At 48.9% G+C, this 15,109-nt stretch carries 9 protein-coding genes; 3 read left to right on the top strand and 6 right to left on the bottom strand.

From position 1 onward, the window contains the following. Positions 1-23: 23 nt before the first annotated feature. From EKM87_RS09835 to EKM87_RS09815, 5 genes are all read right to left on the bottom strand, one after another. A complete protein-coding gene (locus EKM87_RS09835; RefSeq protein ID WP_125684285.1) occupies positions 24-563 on the bottom strand; it encodes a hypothetical protein in 540 nt (179 codons plus the stop codon). Between the two features lie 200 nt (positions 564-763). Further along, positions 764-1,168 (bottom strand): aggregation-promoting factor C-terminal-like domain-containing protein, encoded by a 405-nt coding sequence (locus EKM87_RS09830; protein WP_125684283.1) that lies wholly within the window; start codon positions 1,166-1,168, stop codon positions 764-766. A gap of 295 nt (positions 1,169-1,463) precedes the next feature. Beyond that, positions 1,464-2,291, bottom strand: coding sequence for an undecaprenyl-diphosphate phosphatase (locus EKM87_RS09825; RefSeq protein ID WP_125684281.1), 828 nt, complete (start codon positions 2,289-2,291; stop codon positions 1,464-1,466). Between the two features lie 189 nt (positions 2,292-2,480). Then, positions 2,481-3,365 (bottom strand): hypothetical protein, encoded by an 885-nt coding sequence (locus EKM87_RS09820; RefSeq protein WP_125684279.1) that lies wholly within the window; start codon positions 3,363-3,365, stop codon positions 2,481-2,483. Positions 3,366-3,570: 205 nt separating this feature from the next. Further along, positions 3,571-4,491: a hypothetical protein gene (locus EKM87_RS09815; RefSeq protein WP_125684277.1), complete on the bottom strand. Its 921-nt coding sequence runs from the start codon at positions 4,489-4,491 to the stop codon at positions 3,571-3,573. 265 nt (positions 4,492-4,756) lie between these two features. Between EKM87_RS09815 and nudC (EKM87_RS09810) the strand changes: the two genes are divergently transcribed. Both nudC (EKM87_RS09810) and nudC (EKM87_RS09805) read left to right on the top strand, forming a co-directional pair. After that, positions 4,757-5,581 (top strand): NAD(+) diphosphatase, encoded by an 825-nt coding sequence (gene nudC / locus EKM87_RS09810; RefSeq protein ID WP_125684275.1) that lies wholly within the window; start codon positions 4,757-4,759, stop codon positions 5,579-5,581. Between the two features lie 95 nt (positions 5,582-5,676). Further along, positions 5,677-6,498, top strand: coding sequence for an NAD(+) diphosphatase (gene nudC / locus EKM87_RS09805; RefSeq protein WP_125684273.1), 822 nt, complete (start codon positions 5,677-5,679; stop codon positions 6,496-6,498). Between the two features lie 69 nt (positions 6,499-6,567). On the opposite strand, the gene EKM87_RS09800 is transcribed toward nudC (EKM87_RS09805), so the two are convergent. Continuing rightward, positions 6,568-7,692, bottom strand: coding sequence for an MFS transporter (locus EKM87_RS09800; RefSeq protein WP_125684271.1), 1,125 nt, complete (start codon positions 7,690-7,692; stop codon positions 6,568-6,570). 451 nt (positions 7,693-8,143) lie between these two features. Between EKM87_RS09800 and EKM87_RS09795 the strand changes: the two genes are divergently transcribed. Beyond that, entirely contained in the window at positions 8,144-14,848 is a 6,705-nt protein-coding gene (locus EKM87_RS09795) for a phosphodiester glycosidase family protein (RefSeq protein WP_125684269.1), read from the top strand. The last annotated feature ends 261 nt before the right edge of the window (positions 14,849-15,109 follow it).

The raw sequence follows: 15,109 nt of genomic DNA, 5'->3' as shown, positions 1-15,109 counted from the left end.
TCGATCCCTTATTTTGACATGCTTTAGTTATGATGAGTTTTAACAGTGAGGTTAGGAACCATCTGCCGAACGGCCCGTCCCTTGTGATGGTGACTGATAGTTGCTGCAATTTTGGTTAAGCTGGTGGTCTGAGTCATATCTTTACTAAAGGAGTGGACGATGAAACTATTGTAAGTGACAGTGTCCTTCGCTGTGAGTTTAAAGCGGTTGGGTTCGAGATTCTTATCCTGATCCGTCGCATTTTTATCGGGCCAGACGAGGTACTGGGGGTGGCCGTGATGAGGATAGACCTCAACTTGCCAGCCAGCCTTAAAGTCGGAAGCTTCTTGCCACCGTTGAAGTTTGGTATATTTTAAGGCGTAATAGATGATGGCAGCGTAACGGAGCTTTTCATGTTGCTTGAGTTCGGTTACGGTGAGGTGATTGCTGGGTCGCTTGGGTTTGGTAGGTTTCGTAGTTGCCGGGGTAGTCTGAGTTGTGTGCTGCTGACTCACCGCCCAGCCACCGCCCAGAATCAAGAGTACCAGTAGTATGAGACTTCCAAATACGAATGATTTTTTCATGATAAACGCGCGTCCTCTTCGACTGTTTTCCTCTAGTTTACGAGATTTGGCCGGATTAACAACTTAAATTGTGGTAAAGAAAAGCAGCTAGGGCGTTATGTGGCCACTGGTTAGAGACCTTCTGTCGTTTTATCCGCCTAAATTGAAGGCAAAAAAAACGAGCAAACATCCAAGGTAGATGTTTGCTCGTTTACTTGTGTTTAGTACCAGTGATGATGTTGCCAGAATGACTTAGCCTTAGTCCAAGTCTTGTAACGGTTCTTCACGTACTTGTTAGCGGTCTTTTCTTGGTTAACAGCTGAGAGGTCACCATGCAGGTAAGACTTCAGTAATTGGTAACGGCCGTAACAGTTACCATTGCGGGCCTTGTAGCTGTAACGAGATTCGCGGAAAGCAATCCATTTCTTGGCAGCCTTTTGTTTCTTGGATAAACCAGAGTTGATTTTAGTGATTTGCTTTTTTTGTGAGGCAGATAATTTCGTAGCTGCTTGGGCAGTCGTCGTAGTTTCTTGATTAGTCAGGCTTGACGTCACATTGGTAGCCATACCGAAGGCGAAGCCGAAAAGTAGTAATAGTGTTGCAAATTTGATTTTTAGTTTTGACATATTTTATTTAAACACTCTTCCTATTCCGTATAATCTATGCTACTAGCATACCCGAGGAGTGTTGCAATTAGATTACTAAGCAGTTAAAAGGGCGTCACATTAGATTAAATAATATTTCAAGAGAATGGTCGACACACTTAAGCGTACAACTTATTTATAAGTAACAGCTCGTCACATCGCCGGTCTGATGCGGTTTAGACCACGCCTTAATAATTAACAGGGTAAGAAATGATTGTAAAATAAGATTTGTCAGTTTTTACAAAATATTTGTCATTTTTGCTAAACCTTGTGAATTTTACCGAAAAAAACCGAAGTAGCCGATGACAATGATTCCCAAAACAATTCGATACCAACCGAATAATTTGAAATCGTTGTTCCGAATATACCGCAAGAGAAACTTGATCGATAAGAAGGCGACTACGAAAGAAACGATGACGCCAGTGAGGAGGACGACAATTTGGCTACCAGTAAAGTGATTACCGTGTAGAAAGTATTTTAGAACCTTTAAGGAAGAGGCGCCGAACATCGTGGGAATGGCCAGAAATAAGGAAAATTCGGTGGCCACGTAGCGTGAGGTTCCCAGCAGAATCCCTCCCAGAATGGTTGCGCCAGAGCGTGACGTTCCCGGTACCATGGCTAGGACTTGAAACAAACCGATCCAAACGGCCATACTCATGGGCAGGCGGTTGAGGTCGTCAAAACGGGGACGTTGGTACCGATTGTAGGCTTCAATGATGATGAATAGAATCCCATAGATAATCAACGTTGCGGCGATGACCTGCCAGTTAGTGAGGTGTGCGTCCATCCAATCGTTTAGGGGGAGCCCCACAATAATTGATGGCAACACGGCCACAATTACTTTGAGCCACAGAACCCATGTTTGATGCCTTTCTAGGTCACTTTTGTGAGGCGCCCAAGGGTTCAGTTTGTTAAAGTAGAGGACTAGGACGGCCAAGATGGCGCCCAGCTGGATGACCACCATGAACATGTTGATAAAAGCAGTGGATTCGTTGAGCTTGATGAATTCGTCGGCCAGGTATAAGTGTCCAGTGGAACTAATTGGCAGAAACTCGGTGACACCTTCAATGATGCCGAGAATGACAGCTTTAATGATATCTAACACGATGGGGTCTCCTTTAATATGTAGAGTTGCAGTAAGCTCAATCATACAGGAAGGGTGTAAAGCAGCCGTGTTAGTTTGGTAAAAAGCATGTAAACGTTTAGTCAGTTACCGCTAAAAAAGGCCTGGGAAAAGTCCCAGACCTGGTTGCCGTATTTAATCTTGTTGATTACCTGTTGGCACACGCTGTTTCTAGTTAAATCCGCCGCCAATTACCGTGTAAAATGGCATTTTGCCAATGCTGTAGGTGCTGGCGATTGCCGTGTCATCAGCGTACGAATTATCTTCGTAAGTATACGGTTGGTGGCGATTCTTCAGCGCCACCTTGTATTGGAATTTACCACTCTTAGCGACGCGTTGACTAGGAATCCCAACGGGTTTTACCTTCGTAAACAGGTTAACAGTCGCGCCTTTCTTGTTGGCTTTGGTAATTTTGATACTCTGAGTTGGTTTGGTTGCGTGCATGACGGACCAAGTATAGTCGGAATCCGTAAATGTATTATAGGTGGTAAACGTCTTTTTGGCGGCAGGGAAGTATTCAAGGTAGCCGTCGGATGTCACGGTGACCTGATTATATTTGTACGTCGCAAGCTGTTCAATGGCTTTCAAGCCACCGCTTAAATAAGCGCCAGTTCCGTACGCCGGCGCGTAGGCAGGTCGGGTGATCTTAGTTGCCTGAATCGTTTTGATTTTGAAGGCGAGTTCCCCGTCACCGGCGACGCCTTTAGTCGGGATGCCTTTCTTCTTTAAGCCATAGCTGATGGTATTGTAGCGGGCTTCTAACCATTTACCATCCTTCTTGGCCGCAACAATGGTGCCCTTAGGCAGGGTGATGGGCTTGGTAACAGTCCCACCCCCAGTCGTTTTGTACATCATAATCGTGGCCTTGGTTTTACTCTTCAGGCGGTAATAAGTGTTGTGAAATGAGCCCAGTTGTGACTCGGTATCGTGGAGCCAGCCGCTACCAGAAATGGGACTGACGTAAGGCGATTCCGACGAATTGGCGTGGGCGGTAAGGGTCCCCAGTGAGCCTGCTAACAGGCCAATGGCAAGTAGGGGCGTTAGGTGTTTTTTCATAGTCGTTTTCCTCCAATAATGTTAGCCACAGCATAGCATGTTCATTCGCTGGCGGATACCTTAATCGTATCGACCCAGTAAAGGACTGGCCCGGTTATTAGAAAAATTATTCAACCGTTTTCCTGGTCAAATGACACTTAGAAATGGGAACGTAAAGGTTAATAAAAAAGGCCCGACAACTTTTGCTAGTTGCCAGGTCTTTCACCTATATTTCGCTATTTTCAGAAGATACCCGGATGCGGTCGGCCACTTGATGAAAGATGACGACGGACCCCAAGAAAAAGCATGAAGCCAACGTAGCCGCAATAGGCAACGTGTGAAACATGCTGGCTGGTAAGACCAACGCTAACAGTGGAAACGCGTACGCTGCGGGCAACTTGATGCGTAGAAGTTGTAGCAGAATAAAGACTAGTGGTAGCGTGACTAATGCTGATAACAACCAGGACGCCAACACGAGGTGAACCAGTACCCCCAAGGTGGCGGCACCACTCAACGCCACGATGTGTTTCAGTGCCAATTTTCCCCGATAGTTAGGCATCTGGGAAACTTCGAAGAAAACGACTAATACGGGTGGAATTCCAGCCATTTGAGGGAAGCCCGCAATCCAAACTGTGGCGACCCAGATTCCGGCGGCCAGACTGAAGCCAAGCATGTGTTGCCAGCGTAGCGGCTGCCCAGCAGGCAGACCGCGATAGTGTCCCTGAAGGAGGACGCCAACCATGAGAATCAATGTGAACGTGAAGATGGCCAAGATAAATGACCAGTGCGTGGCATTGATAATGATGGGGAGGAGTCCTGTTGCAAATGACGGTGCCAGTGTGGAACGCAAAATGTTAAGCAGAATCAGAATAAGAATCAGCGTCAGTAAGACCTTTTCGGCGTACCCGATAGCCAGCTGATTCACTAAGAACCCAATGACGGCAGTTCCGGAAGGTGCCAGAAAAATTTTTGAGGGCTGGGCGATCCAGGTGGGGTTGTGGTAGATCCACATACCAGCGGTCAGCGCGCCAATTTCTGGTAGGATAATTTCATAGTCGTTCAGCCAGGTCGCGATGGCGACCATGAATAGAACTAAGGCAAAGCCAACGAGATAGTCCCGTAGTTCGGGCTTGGATAATAAGGGCATGAGGCGGGAATCCTCCTTTAGTTAAAGATGTGTTATATAAAATCCGAATTTTGAAGCATGCGTTTTTAGATTATAGCACGTTATTTAATTATTTTCAGGTGTCGCCTTTGTGAAAACGTTGCCAGATAAGGGATGGCGTAGCTAATCATGGCGGCACAAGCCAATTAACCGATGATCGTTTTCAGAAATATATCCATAATGAAGACAAATTAAGCGTAAACTATGAGTCATTAAAACAAAGATTTCAAGAAAGTCGGGTGGGAGTATGTTCCAAGATATTAGTCCTAAGGTTTTTGACAATCACTATGAGCGGCGACGGGCAGCATTAGCGACGGACTACGTGTTGATTTATGATAATCGGAGCGCTGTGATTTTTCAGGGTCAGCGCTTGCCACGGGTTCAAGAGGTAGCGGATAAGTGGCAAATTGATCCGACACGGTACACGTACCTATTTACCATTGATCAAACGGGGTTTTACCTGTTAACGGATAAGGTAACGCCGGATGCAGACTACCAGTATCAACCAATCAAAGCCTTTCAAACAATGCAGCCAGGCTGGCTGGGATTTGCTGGTGCCACCGCGGCTCACTTGGCGTGGTGGTATGAGACGAATCGGTTCTGTGGGCGATGTGGTCACGCCATGCAACAGGATGAGCAACAACGGTCATTGCGCTGCTCGAACTGTGGTCGGCAGATTTTTCCAAATATTTCGCCGGTCGTCGTGGTTGCTGTCACTAAAGGAGATCAGATCCTTCTGACTAAGTACGCGGTCGGCTACGATAAATACACGCTGATTTCTGGGTTTGCCGAAATTGGTGAAACGCTGGAGGCAGCCGTTCAACGGGAAGTTTCCGAAGAGGTTGGCCTGGCCGTCCACAATATTCGCTACTTTGGGAGCCAACCGTGGGCGTTTTCTGAGTCGCTGTTGGTGGGCTTCTTTGCCGACTTGGATGAGGACGTGGCAATCGACCTGGAACGTGATGAGTTGGCAAAGGCGCAGTGGTTCCAGCGCGATGAAATGCCTACCGATGGCGCGAAATTTATTTTGGCCTGGGAGATGCGTCAAGCATTCCGTGATGGACGCGCGTAGAAAGTCGAGTAGGGCAGAAAAAACTGCGTACTTGTACGGCCACCCAGTAAAGATTAAGATGATAAATAATTACTTTCTGGAAAGTTGGGTGGGTTATGTTTCAAGATATCAGTCCGCAAGTTTTTGACAATCACTATGACCAACGCCGCGCCCCAATTGGGACGGATTATGTGGTCCTCTACCACAACCGCGAAGCTATTTTACACGACGGAACGTTGCCACGCTACCAGGAGGTGGCTGCCAAATGGCAACTGCCCGAGACGGCGTACACGTACCTGTTCTCAGTAGACCAGACGGCGTTTTACCTAGTAGCCGAGCAGGTGGCGGAGGATGCGGCCTATCAGTACGTTGAAACGCGCCGGTTTACCCAGTTGACGCCGAACTGGGTGGCCTTCGCTGCTGCCACGGCTGCGCACCTGGGCTGGTGGTATGAGACCAATCAGTTCTGTGGCCGCTGCGGTCACCGGATGGAGCAAGACGGCAAGGAACGGGCCCTGCGTTGCCCGCAATGTGGTCAGTTGATTTTTCCTAAGATTTCACCAGCCATTATCGTGGGTGTCACGGATGGCGACAGTATTTTAATGACCAAGTTTTTGACGGGGTACAACCGTTACTCACTGATTTCAGGCTACGCAGAGATTGGTGAAACGCTAGAAGCAACGATTGCGCGTGAGGTCCACGAAGAGGTGGGCCTATCCGTTCATAATCTTCGTTACTATGGCAGTCAGCCGTGGGCGCCTTCTGAGTCGCTGTTGGTGGGCTTCTTTGCCGATTTGAATCAGGAGAAATCGATTCGATTAGAGCATGACGAATTAGCCAAAGCCCAGTGGTTCAAACGGGATGAGATTCCGCACGACGACACGACATTAAGCCTGACGTGGAAGATGATCGAAGCCTTTCGGAATCATGAAGTGTAACGGGTGAATTGATTGGCTATCCTTTTTTATAGAAACGAAAACCGCCTGGGAATTTTCCTAGACGGCTTTTTAGTTATTTGAAGGAATTCGAAAACCAACAAGTACGGTGACAACCATTAAAAAAGTGATTAACCAACAGGTGACTTGCCAGTTATCAAAGAGATCGTGGAGTTGACCGAAGACCAAAGGACCGCCCGCTGCTAGCAAATAACCCAGTGATTGGGCAATGGCGGAACGATTGGCAATGGTGCTAGGGGTGCGACTACTGGTGGCAATCATTGTTAGTGCCGTGGTAAAGACTAGCGAGCAGGTGAAACCTAGTAGGATGGCGGATAGCCACCAGCCAATCGCCCCACCGAGTAGGCCGAGCATGCCCCCCAGATAGCCGCTTAGAAGAATCAACAGGGTGTGGTGCCGATTGGTGAGAACGTTTAAGACCAGGGCAGCAGGGACGCCCACAAATTGGAATACGGCTAGTAGGTTACCAGCCATAGCTGCCGAAGCCCCTAATGATTGGAAGATGGCGGGAAGCCAGGCCAATAAGCTGTAAAAAATTAGCGATTGCAGACCCATGAAGAGTGCCAGGAGCCGGACTGGTCGGTCGTGTTTGAGCGTAGTCAGTAGGTTCTGATGCGTCGCCTGGTGAGGCGCGATTACGGGTGTGGCTGCTGATTTGAAACCAACCAAGACGGCAATCACTGCTGGCAAGGCGAAACTGCTGAGAACGGCCGGCCACCCCCAAATGGTAGCCAGTGGGATGGCGATGACGGTCCCACTGGCAGCGACAATGTTCATGATGACTGAGTAGTAACTGGTTAATCGGCTGGCATTCGTCGTGTTTCCAACGATTAGCGTTGGAATCAGGATATTTAACAGGGCAATGGCGAGGCCAATTAGAATAGTGCCTAGTAGGAGACTCGTAGTGGTGAATGGGCGGACGAGGTTGGCCACGATTAAGGTGACGTTGACCCAGAAGAGTAGCCGCCAACTCCCAACCGTTTGAATGAGTTTAGGGGCGACGATGGCACCGAGGGCAAAGCACAGGAGGGGAATGGTCACAAGTAGGGCAGTAGTACCGCTACTGAGATGCCGACTGACTTGAATGGCGGTAAATAGCGGGGTGACAGCTGTAACGGCGAGACGTAGGTTCATTGAACTAATGAGAATGAACAGGATTCTGGTATTTTTACGCATAAAAAAACACTCCTTAGACTGATTTCCAGCCTAGCAGAAGTGTTCTGACTAGTAACATGACGACCACTGGTGGCCGCTTTCGGAAGTTATTGCTGTCATTCTACAGGAAGTTGGGCGAAATGGGAAGGGGTAAATTAGATGGCCGTGAATTCAATCGGTTGGTGATGAGGTTAAACCGCTGATAGTTAATCACTGAGACTATTGGTTCTGCTAGGTCAGCCACCGTAGTATATAAATAATTATGAATACACATACAGAAAGCGGTACGATATTGTCGCTTTTATAAACGCGTAAAGGTTCTGTAGACAACCTGTACAGACTTCGTAAGGTCCCCCATTTCTGACTGAAAATCAGGTAGACTTCTTTTCAAGCGCTCCACCAGCAAGAAAAAGTTATGAAAACAGAAACATTGCCGCTTGATGCCTGACAACCAGAGAGGATTAAAGACACAGTGACTAAACGAAGAAGACAATTACGGGCAACGCTCGCAACTGCCCTGGTACTGACACCGCTGATGACCCCAGTGGCGCAGGCCAATACGCTGACCCACCAAATTTTATCGGCCAAAGTGACCGCTAAACAGACCAAGGATGGTCAACCGGTTGACGTTAAGGCCAACACGATTGAGGAGACCAAGAATCAATTGGCCGCCGGAATCAGTGAAGAAAAGGTAACCTACAAGAACACCAAGGGTGATCGGACCGTGATGCACACGGTTTCCGTGGATCTCAAGGAGAAAACGGCGGGCTTGTACGCTGGTACGCCAGACGACGGGAAGGGCTTTGGTCTGCAAACTGTACGGGATGAAGCCAACGCGGCCATTAAGAGTGGTCACCAAGTTGTGGCTGGTTTGAATTCAGACTTCTTTAACATGGGGACCGGAGAACCGCTTGGAAATGTGGTTAAGGATGGTGTGGAAATTCATGCGACTAAGCCAGACAGTGGGGAATCCTTCTTTGGGGTAACCAAGGATGGCGAGCCTCTGATTGGGAGTCAGGCGGAATATCAGGCTAAGAAGGGTGACCTGAAACAAGCGCTCGGTGGTCTGATCATGCTGGTCAAGGATGGTAAAGCTTTGAATCCAGGCACACAGGTCGGTGGTGAGTTCGCCGCGCGTTCAGCCGTTGGGATTCGGGCGGACAAGTCCGTTTTCTTTGTGACAATCGATGGTAAGCAATCACCGTATTCTAACGGGATGACGCTAGCTGAATTGTCCCAAACCATGAAGGATCAAGGGGCGGTCGATGCCTTGAACCTCGATGGTGGGGGCTCGGCAACGTACCTGTCACGGACGCCAGGGGACACGGGCTTGAGCTTGAAGAACAAGCCTTCCGACGGTGAAGAACGGAAAGTGGCCAACAGTTGGTTGATTACGACAACGGAAAAATCTGACCACACGTTTGACCGGGCCCAGGTCACGCCTAAGGATACAGTCTACACGCCCAACGCGACGATCAACTTTACGGCTAAAGGGGTCGACAAGGCAGGCTATGACGCTACTTTACCAGACAGTGCGACGTGGACGCTAGCTGATCCTAGCCTGGGAGATATTGATGCTAAGACTGGGGTCTTCAAGCCTAAGGGTAAGCTAGGCGATGTCACGGCTAATTTGACCGTGGGTGACAAGGTTGTGGGAAGTGCCACAGTTACCATTGCCAAGCCAGATTCAGTTGAATTTTTAAATAAAAAGTTGAGTATGAAAACGGATATTACCGAATCGCTGGGGATGAAGGTCCGGTATAAGGGTCGCGACGTGGCCTTATCAGATGGTGATATCACGTGGGAATTTCCTAAGGAGCTGGGAACCATCGATGCGCAAGGTAACTTGCACACGGCTGGTAAACACGCTAAGGGCACAGTGAAGGCCACCATTGCTGGGACTGAGATTTCACAATCCGTTGAAGTTGAAATCGGCCAGTTGCCAACGGTGCTGTATGATTTTGAAAAAGGACTCGGTGACTGGAAGGTCAGTGGTTCAGGTCGGGGTGAAGCCAATGAATTAGGCTTAGCCGAACCTGGTAAAGGTCAAGTCCGCTTTGGTGATCACGCCTTAGAAGTTAAGTTTGACCTGACACATGGGGTTAAGGGGTCGACTCTGGGAGCTTACGCTGGTCCTGGGGATGCCAAGGAAATTCCTGGCGCCCCAACCGCTCTGGGTATGTGGGTCTACGGAACACCAGAATCGCAAGGATTGTGGTTACGGAGCCAGATTTACGATGCTAAGGGAACGGCCAAGCCATTAAACTTTACCGACTCAAAATTAGGTATCGACTGGTTAGGTTGGAAGTACGTTGAAGCCCCAATTCCAACGAGCTACCAGGGGCCATTTAAAACATTTCCTAAGCAAGTGGTTCGGGTCATGGCACTTAAGGCTGGTAACCCAGATGGTGCGCCGAGGACGAAGGGCAGTATCTTCGTGGATAACATTCGCGCCGTTTATGGGGCCAACGTTGATGACTTAAAGAGCCCGATTGTGGAAGATATTTCCGTGGCAGATAAGACCTTCGATAAGCAAGGAATTACCATCACTGCGAAGGTCCACGATGACCAGGATGATCCGAATATGTCCGGTATCGATTGGAAAAAGAACAAGATTTACATTGATGGTGTTGACCGGACCACGGATAGTACGAAGTACACGTTTGATCCCGATGGGACGATGACGTTACGCGGGTATCAATACAGCGATGGCATTCATCACGTGAAGGTCGTGGCTTACGATAAGTTTGGGAACCGGACCGACAAGGACACCTACTTTGAAATGAAGTCTGGTAACAAGACGGGCGTTACTTTAGGTAAAATCAAGGGCGATACGGCGCAATTGGGTGGCAACGCGACGTTTGACTTGACCGCCGATGATTTAACCAACATCAAGAATGGTGAATTTACCGTTCAGTTGGGCAAGGGCTTCCCAGTCAAGGGCGTGAAGTTTGCCAACGATTCTAAGGACAACACCTACGATTACGATGCTAAGACTGGTGAACTAAAGCTGCATATTAAGGACACGCAGGGCAGTTCCGCTGGTAAAGATGTTCTAGCTCAGGTGACCGTTGAAACGCCAGCCGAAACGGAAACTGGCACGCCGCTAACTTACCAGTTGACGAATGGTACCGTGACGTTCAATGATACCAGCAACAATGCTGACATGATCAATACCGTTTCTTCCCGGCCTATGAAAGCTAAAATTCAGTCTGATTATCAGCTGAAGGTCGGCCAATTGATTGTCGGTAAGGCCGGCAGTGTGACCGTTGTGGATGGTCAAGATAACCCGGTGGCGGGTGTGGACTTAGCCATGGCTAAGGCTGGTGAGCAGGCTGAAGTTATCGGTAAGACTGATGACAAGGGAACGTTGACGAGTGATAAGCTGTCAGCTAACGCTGGTAAGTTTAATTTGGTCGCAACGAAGGGGACGCAACGCAGTTTTAAGACGCTGGTACAAGTATTCACGCCAGCAAAGACTGACACGCCATCCAACCTCTTAGCCGGGTCCACGCAGGATCCAGCAACGCAAAAGACCATTACCTGGTTTACAAATCCGGTAACGGATACTAAGGACGCTATCATGCAAGTGGCTACTGACGAGGCGTACAAGGTGGACCACGAGAAGGCGTTTAAAGATTATAAGGGTGAGCAGAAGACGTTTACCTACGTGAGTGACGGCAAAGCTATCCGGGTCAACAGTGTGACGGCTAAAGAGTTGAAACCGGGAACCGAGTACGCTTATCGTGTGGGAAATGGTGACAAGTGGTCGGATGTCCGGCACTTCAAGACGTTGACCGATACCGATAAGCTGAGCTTCAACGTGTTCGGGGATACTCAGGTCAACTCAGCCTCCCAATTAGCCGATTTTGACAAAATTGTGGATCGCTTGGAAAAAGACGAGAACCGCCCTGACTTTGCCCTTCACGTGGGTGACTTTAACGATGACCAAGCCATCTTTAACGAGGCCGACGTCACGTCTGAAATGTTTAATAAGCACAAGGTTTACGATTCCTTGGACATGATCCATGTGCTTGGTAACCACGAGTACATGGGGGATGACGGGAGTAAGGCCACTGCAATGCTCGGGACACCAGGCCATAACGGTGCGCCGGTCAACAAGAAGGGGACTTACTCAGTCGATTATGGTAACATGCACATCGCTTCTCTGGGGTGGACCGACAACGTTGAAGAAATGAAACAGGAACTGGAGTGGTTGCGTAAGGATATGCAGGCGTCTAATAAGACCTGGAAGGTCGTTGCGACCCACCAACCACCATACAACAAGAACCCAGCCGATTCACAGTCTTCGATGTTCCACAACATGTTGCCGCCAGTGTGTGACGAACTGGGCATCGACGTGGTCTTCAGCGGCCATGATCATTCCTATGGTCGGACGAAGCCGTTAGTTGCTGGTAAGGAAGACCAGGCAAAGGGAACAACCTACGTAGCTGCCGGTCATACCGGTGATAAGACGTACGACATCTTGCCAAATGAACCGGAAGCTTGGGACTATATCCAGAAGCAAGAGGATAAGAATCAGAAGGTTTACCTGACAGTCCAAGTTGATGGTCAGAAGATGAAGCTGGTCACCAAGGACGTGGATGGCAAGGTCGTTGATCAGGCTGAACTGAAGGCTCACAATTGGAACTTAGCTGCGGCGAAGGTGGCTTTAGGTCGTAAGTTGGCTGAAGCTAAGAAGATTGACTTGTCGAAGTATACGGCTGAGAACAAGGAAGCCTTCCAAAAGGCGATGACTACTGCAGAATTGATGTCTGGTGACGCAGGGTTTAGTGTGGGCGTGGTCGACGCAACCATTGCGCAGTTGGATAAGGCCAAAGCCGACCTGGTAGCGGATAAGACCCAGCTGAATACTACGATTGCTGTGGCTGAAAAGCTAGACCTAAAACGGTACACGCCTGGGAGTCGTGACCGTTTCACGCAAGCGTTAAGCGAAGCAAAGACCATTTCAGGGGATAAGAAAGTTACCGCTGAAGAGGTTGCCAAGGCTAATTCACGTTTGGCTCAAGCACAAGCATCCCTTGAATTGGACAAGTCCACGTTGAAGCAAAAGCTGACCGATGCCCAAACTGTTGACTTGAAGAAGTACACAACGGATAGTCAGGAACCTTTCAAGGCAGCTTTAGCTACCGCAGATAAGGTGTTGAAGGATAGCAAAGCGACGGTTGAAGACATTGACGGGGCGCTTGATGGTTTAGCTAAGACTCAGGCTGCATTGGTTCCAGACAAAGCACCGCTTGAAAAGAAGGTTAAGGCAGCCGAGACAATCGGGTTAAAGAAGTACACGGCTGATTCTCAATCGGTCTTCAAGCAAGCTTTAGCTGAAGCTAAGCAGGTCTTGGATAAGACGGATGCCACGGTCAACGAGATTGACGCGGTCACTGCCAAACTAGTTGCGGCCCAAGATGCATTGTTGCCAGATAAGTTGGAACTTGGCAATATGGTAAGAATTGCCAAGAACGTTGATCTGAAGGGGTACACCGCTGATAGTCAAGCACCTTTCAAAGCAGCATTGACTGCGGCTGAAAAGGCCTTGGCTGATGTGAAGGCATCCGTTGATGATGTCGAGGATGTCCTGGCTGATTTGATCAAGAAACAATCTGCGCTGGTTCCAGACAAAACAGAGCTTGAGAAGCTGGTTAAAGCAGCCGAGGAAGTTGTCTTAGATAAATACACAGCTGACAGTCGAGCCGCCTTTAACCAAGCTCTGGCAGATGCTAAGCAGGTCTTGGCTAAGGATGATGCTACGGTCAATGAAATTGCGGCGACCATGGTTGCTTTAGACCAGGCACAGACGGGGCTGACATTTGATACTGCCAACCTTAAGGCGGCAGTTGATTCAGCCAAGCAGGTTGATTTGAAGGGCTATACGGCCGATAGTCAAACTGCCTTCAAGCAAGCGCTGGATGCGGCCCAAGCAGTGCTGGCAGATTCTAAGGCAACAGGTAAGGCTATCGACAATGCGATTGCTAACCTAGCTAAGGCCAAGGCAGCACTTAAACTAGATAAGTCGCAACTGAAGCAAAAGGTCACGGCGGCTCAGGCAGTCAACTTGAAAGAGTACACGGCTGACAGTCAAAAGCCGTTCGTAGCCGCTCTGGTTAAGGCTGAGCAAGTCCTGGCAGCTGAAAAGACGACGGTTGCTGAAATTGAGGGTGCGCTGACTGATTTGGCTCAGGCTCAGTCGAAGCTGGCGCGGATCACACACATTAGTAGTGGCAAAGCTGGCGCCAGTCATCAAACCGATGATAAAGTCGATAAAGCAGCGTTGAAGCAAAAGTTGGCTGCGGCAAAGGCAATTGACTTGAAGGGTTACACGGCTGATAGTCAAACAGCCTTCAAGGCAGCGTTGACTCAAGCAGAAAAGGTCTTGGCTGATGCGAAGGCGACTGCTAAGGATGTTACAGCCGTGTTGACGGCGTTGGCCAAAGCCCAGGCTGATTTGAAGACGGAAAGTCCCGTCATTTCTGAAGGTGCTGGTGACCAAGTTGAAGCGACTAAGCAACCAAGCAAGGTCGTCGCCATCAAGGGCTTAGCGTTGTACCGTAAGCCTATCTTCTCCAAGGCAAACCGGTTAGCAACGTTTAAGAAACAACCACAGATGCGCCAACCTGAGTTCAAGGTATTGGGCACGACGACCAAGGGTGGTCACGTCCGGTACCACGTGCGGGATATTAACCGTCATTCAAAGACATACGGCAAGAGTGGCTACATCACGGCTAGTGCTAAGTTCGTTCAGAATGCTGAGTACCAAAAGGCACCTAAGGTTCTGACGGTGATCAGTGCCAAGGGGCTGAAAGCCTACGGCAATGCTAAATTGACGGGCAAGGTCAAACACACATACCGTCAAGGCCAGATCCTGAAGGTGAAACGTATCGTGACGCAGAAAGCCAACGTGCGTTTCCAACTGACAAATGGCCAATTCATTACCGCTAACAAGCAACAGGTCCAAACTGGGAAACATCACCAAGTGAAGCGCGTGACCACGAAGCAAGGTCTCAACCTTTACCGGGATGTGAACTTGAAGCATAAATTGCGTCACGTGGCGCAGGCAACCAGCTTGAAGGTTACCGGTTGGGATTACTCCGATAAAGGGGTTCTACGTTACCACGTTACTGGTGGGTACATCACCGCCAGTCAGGCATTTGTTAAGTAACCCGTAACGAAGAAAAAATACAGGAAGGGTCTGGGAGTTTATCCCAGGCCCTTGTTGTATTTGTAAACTATTTGTGCTGATACGTGCGACAAAAGGCAGTCCACTCCGCTTAACCCGGATAGACCGATAATTCAGGGCCGAGATTATTCGGCTATCGACGTTCATACTCATTGACTAACCGCCTGTTATCTCACTCTCTTTGTTTTCTCGCAATAAAGGGTATACTAAATAAAGCAAAGACAAACGACATTCAGTTATTTC

The organism is Levilactobacillus yonginensis (assembly GCF_003946265.1).
In the GTDB taxonomy this organism is placed as follows: domain Bacteria; phylum Bacillota; class Bacilli; order Lactobacillales; family Lactobacillaceae; genus Levilactobacillus; species Levilactobacillus yonginensis.
Note: the sequence above shows the minus strand (reverse complement) of the source record. Positions and strands in the feature narration are given on the sequence as shown.

Excerpts from the sequence above, each read along its gene's own strand:
- nudC (WP_125684275.1), top strand. The coding sequence starts at position 4,757 with ATGTTCCAAGATATTAGTCCTAAGGTTTTTGACAATCACTATGAGCGG.
- EKM87_RS09835 (WP_125684285.1), bottom strand. The coding sequence starts at position 563 with ATGAAAAAATCATTCGTATTTGGAAGTCTCATACTACTGGTACTCTTG.
- nudC (WP_125684273.1), top strand. The coding sequence starts at position 5,677 with ATGTTTCAAGATATCAGTCCGCAAGTTTTTGACAATCACTATGACCAA.
- EKM87_RS09800 (WP_125684271.1), bottom strand. The coding sequence starts at position 7,692 with ATGCGTAAAAATACCAGAATCCTGTTCATTCTCATTAGTTCAATGAAC.
- EKM87_RS09820 (WP_125684279.1), bottom strand. The coding sequence starts at position 3,365 with ATGAAAAAACACCTAACGCCCCTACTTGCCATTGGCCTGTTAGCAGGC.
- EKM87_RS09830 (WP_125684283.1), bottom strand. The coding sequence starts at position 1,168 with ATGTCAAAACTAAAAATCAAATTTGCAACACTATTACTACTTTTCGGC.
- EKM87_RS09815 (WP_125684277.1), bottom strand. The coding sequence starts at position 4,491 with ATGCCCTTATTATCCAAGCCCGAACTACGGGACTATCTCGTTGGCTTT.